Below are 4,476 nucleotides of genomic sequence, written 5' to 3' on the forward strand. Positions count from 1 at the left end.
GGATCCCCGGGGTTCCCCGCCCCGCCGTGGCCGGGCACCACCAATCCCGACTCGTAGGCGGCGATCACCAACTGGGCCCGGTCGCGGGCCGGGAGTTTGTTCATGACCCGGCTGACGTGCGTCTTCACGGTGAGCGGGGAGAGCGAGAGGAGCTCGGCGATCTCCCCGTTGGTCAGACCGCGCCCGACCAGCGCCAGCACCTGTCGCTCCCGGTCGGTGAGCCCGGCCCGACCGACGGCGCCGGCGGGGTCGCCGACGCCGTTCCCCGGCGGCGCGGGCGTGCGCAGGAGGCGGGCGATGAGCCGGGCCGTGGGGCCGGGGGACAGCAGGGCGTCCCCCGCCGCGACGGTGCGGATCGCGTCCAGCAGTTCGGCGGGCCGGGTGTCCTTGACCAGGAAGCCGGAGGCACCGGCTCGCAGCGCCTCGATCACGTTCTCGTCGGTCTCGTAGGTGGTGAGCACCAGGACCCGCACGCCCGCCAGGTCCTCGTCGGCGGCGATCAGCCGGGTGGCCCCGATGCCGTCGAGGTCGGGCATCCGGATGTCCATCACCACCAGATCGGCCCGGGCGGAGCGGGCCAGGGCCACCGCCTCGCGGCCGGTCGCGGCCTGCCCGACCACCTCCATGTCGGGAGCCGATTCCACGAGCATGGCGAAGGCCGCGCGCACCAGCGTCTGATCGTCGGCGAGGAGCACCCGGATCGGGGCGGTGCCCGGGCCGGCCCCGGGGGCGATCCCGCCGGTGGTCCCCGTCCCTGCCGTCGTCATGGCGTCAGCCTAGCCGGGGGCGTTCCCCGGCACCGGCCGGGCGCCCCTCGGGTTCGGCGGGGCCGGCGGGGCCGGCTTCCGGCACGGGAGCCGGCCGCAGCGGCAGGACCGCCCTCACCACGAAACCCGGGGCGTCGGCGCGGGGTCCGGCCTCCAGCGTGCCGCCCACGCTCCGGGCCCGCTCGCGCATGCCTGCGATGCCGAACCCCGGCACGGTCGGGCCCCCGCCGTCGACCGCGTCGACCGCGTCGTCCGCGTTCCGCTCCCCCGGCCGGGCTCCCCCGTCGTCGAGGACGGTGATCCGCAACGCCTCCCCCGTCCGGTCCAGGCGGACCCGGACCCGGACCCGCGGCCCGGCGTGCCGGACGGCGTTGGTCAGGGACTCCTGGACGATCCGGTGGGCCGCGGCGGCGGGCACCGGCGGAACCGGTCCCCCGGCGGCGGGACCGGCCGGGTCGGCGGGCTCCAGTTCGACCGCGGCCCCGGCGGCCCGGGCGGAACGGGCCAGGTCGGGGATGCCCGTCAGGTCCGGGAGCGGCCCGGAGGGCAGGTCGTCCTCCGGCCCCTCCCCCGTGGCCTGCGATGAGCCGTCGGAGCGCAGCACCAGCAGGGTGCGGCGCAGTTCGGCCCGGGCGTCCCGACAGGTGTCGGCGATGCCCTCCAGGGAACGCGCCAGCGCCTCCCGGTCCAGCCGTTCCGGGTCGTTGCGCAGCATGTGGGAGGCGACGGCGGTCTGCACCCCGATCAGGGTGATCCCGTGCGCCAGCAGGTCGTGGAGATCACGGGCCATGCGCAGCCGTTCCTCGGCGACCCGGCGGGCGGCCTCCTCCTCCCGGCTGCGTTCGGCCCGCTCGGCCCGCTCGTGGACCGCCTCCACGAAGTCGCGGTGGATGCGCACCGCCTCTCCGAAGACCAGGACGACCAGCACCCACCCGGCGACCCGCAGCATCTCGGCGCCGGTGTGGGCGTCCACCGCCGCCATGATCGACACCCCGAGCAGCACCACCCCCGCCCCCGCCAGCACGGTGCGGATCCGGGGGCCGGTGACGGCGAGCGTGTAGACCGCGACCACCGAGGCGGGCACGGCCGCGGCGTGGCTGTACCCCAGCGCGTGGTAGGGCCCCACGCAGAGCACCACCGCCGTCAGGACGGCCAACGGGTGACACCGTCGCCACACCAGGGGCAGGGTCGCACCGGCCAGCAGCAGCCATCCGGTGGCGTCGGGGAACGCCCCGTCGCGGGACAGGAGGCCGAGAGCCGCGCCGAGGAGCGCGACCCCGGCGGTCAGGGCGGCGTCGGAGGGCTCGGGACGGTCGGGCCCGCGGTGCCGGCGGGACCGTCCGCCCCGGTCCGGGCGAGGGCCCGGGCGGGAGTCCGGCCGGGGGGCGGTGACTTCGGTGCTCACCCTCCTCATCCTGCCCCCCGGGATCCCGGCGCGGCGTTCGACGGCGTCCCGGAGCCGGGCCGGCGCCGAACGCCGCGCCGGGGAGTTCACGCGCGGTCCGGCGCGCCGGCCCCGGTGCGCGGGGCGTCGGCACCGGTGTCCGGCCCCTCCGGGCCCGTGGTGCCGGGCCCGCTCCCCCCGGCGGGAACGGGGGGCGCCGGGGGACGGCGCCACAGCGGGCCGGGCCACCACATGCGTTCGCGCAGCAGCCAGGCAGTCGAGGTGACGAGGTAGGTGCGGACCACGAAGGTGTCCAGCAGCACGCCGACCGCGACGACGAAGCCGAGTTCCACCATGACCACCAGAGGCAGCGTCATCAGCACGGAGAAGGTCGCCGCCAGCACGATGCCGGCCGAGGCGATGACCCCGCCGGTGGCGCGCAGCGCGGTGAGGGCCGCGGTGCGGGTGTCGGCACCCGTCAGCGCCTCCTCCCGCATTCGGTGCATCAGGAAGATGCCGTAGTCCACGCCCAGCGCCACACCGAAGACGAAGGTCAGCAGGGGGATCCAACCGTCCATGCCGTCGAACCCGAACACCGGCCCGAAGAACAGGCCGCCCAGGCCGAGAGCGGACCCCCAGGAGAGGACCACTCCGGCCAGGAGGACCAGCGGGGCGACCACGGAGCGCAACAGGGCGATGAGGATGACCAGGACGGCCACGAGCACCAGCGGGATGACGATGACGCGGTCCCGGGCGTTGGTGTCGTCCAGGTCCACCGCCTGGGCGGTGGAGCCCCCGACCAGGGCGGCCGGTTCACCGCCGGCGTCGTCCGCGAGGTCCTCGCGCAAAGCCCGGACCGTGGCGCGCTCCTCCTCGCTCTCCGGGGCGCCGGTCGCGAAGACGTTGATCTCGGTCCAGCCGGCGCCCGAACGCCCCGGCTCGGCGGAGTCCACCCCGTCGGTGGCGGAGACCGTCGACAGGACCTCTTCGGCGGTGTCCTCCGGGGCCAGGACGGTGATCGGACGGGTGCTGCGCTCCGGGAACGCCTCCCCCAGGGTCTCGGCGGCGACGGTCGACTCGGGGGGCGTGGTGAAGAAGTCGGCGTCCCGCAGCGGGCCGGGCAGGTTGAGAGTGCCCAGCGCGAGCGCGCCGAGCGCCACGACCCCGGTGACCAGGATCGCCACCGGTCGATGGGAGACGGAGGCTCCGAGGCGGGCGAACAGGTTCCGGTTCCCCCGGGGCGGCGCGCCGGGTTCGGGGATCATCGGCCAGAACACCTTCCGGCCGGTCACCAGGAGCAGCGCGGGCAGCAGCGTGGTCATGGCGAGCAGCGCGCACAGGATGCCGGCGGTGCCCACCGGCCCCAGCCCACTGCTGCTGTTGAGGTCGGCGGCGAGCAGGCACAGCAGACCGGCGGCGACGGTGCCGGAGGAGGCCAGCAGGGCCGGCAGCACTCCGCGCAACGCGGCGGCCATGGCGTTGTGGGTGTGCGTGAACCGTCGCAGTTCGTCCCGGTAACGGGCCACCAGCAGCAGGGCGTAATCGGTGCCGGCGCCGAAGACGAGCACCGTCATGATCGAACTGTTCTGCGTGCTGACGGTGAGGTCGAAGAGGCGGACGAGGCCGTACACCACGGCCATGGCGACCATCGCGGCGGCGCCGACCGAGACCAGGGGCAGCAGCCACAGCGCCGGACTGCGGTAGATGAGGATCAGCAGGATGGTCACCACCGCCACGGTGGCGATCAGCAGGGTGGTGTCGATGGAGCCGAAGACCTCACCGGCGTCCGCGCCGAAGGCGCCCGGACCGCCGACCAGGGCGGTCAGGCCGTCGGGGAGATCGGCGGAGGCCGCCTCGCGGATCTCGAAGACGAGCTCGTCGTCGGCGTCGTCGGCACCGGGGGCGGCACCGGGGGCGGACAGGGAGAGCGGGTGGAGCAGGACGGTGCCGTCCTCGGAGGGGATGCCCCGGGGGTCACCGGTCGCCTCCCAGCGGTCGAGGATCCCGGCGACCCGCTCCTCCGCGATCCGCCGGTCGTCCCCGGTCAGGCCGTCCTCCCGCTCGTAGACCAGCAGCAGGTCGGTGGTGCCGCCCCCGGGGAGGTCCTGCTGGAGCCGGGCCACCCGGGTGGACTCGGCGCTCTCCGGCAGGTACTCCACCGAGTCGTCGCTCTGCACCCCGCTCAACTGCCCCCCGAGGGGCGCTGTGACGGCGAGCAGTGCCACCCACAGCAGGATGACCGCCCATGGCAGCAGGCGTCGGCGCCCGGACGGCGGGGCGTCATCGGGGCGGCCGTGCGGGCGTGCGGAACGCCCTGCGTCCGGG

At 75.6% G+C, this 4,476-nt stretch carries 3 protein-coding genes; all 3 read right to left on the minus strand.

All coding sequences use genetic code 11. The features are described 5' to 3' along the window. Positions 1–650 (minus strand): response regulator (locus FNQ90_RS13725; RefSeq protein WP_267133051.1); only part of this gene is annotated, 650 nt, incomplete at its 3' end. A 121-nt stretch (positions 651–771) separates the two neighbouring features. Continuing rightward, entirely contained in the window at positions 772–2,181 is a 1,410-nt protein-coding gene (locus FNQ90_RS13730) for a sensor histidine kinase (RefSeq protein ID WP_182606644.1), read from the minus strand. A gap of 77 nt (positions 2,182–2,258) precedes the next feature. Further along, a complete protein-coding gene (locus FNQ90_RS13735; RefSeq protein ID WP_228471132.1) occupies positions 2,259–4,406 on the minus strand; it encodes an MMPL family transporter in 2,148 nt (715 codons plus the stop codon). Positions 4,407–4,476: the final 70 nt, after the last annotated feature.

This window comes from Streptomyces alkaliphilus (assembly GCF_014141535.1).
Taxonomy (GTDB): Bacteria; Actinomycetota; Actinomycetes; order Streptomycetales; family Streptomycetaceae; genus Streptomyces; species Streptomyces alkaliphilus.

Bases quoted from the DNA above. Each gene is read 5' to 3' on its own strand.
- FNQ90_RS13730 (WP_182606644.1), bottom strand. From the start codon at position 2,181: ATGAGGAGGGTGAGCACCGAAGTCACCGCCCCCCGGCCGGACTCCCGC.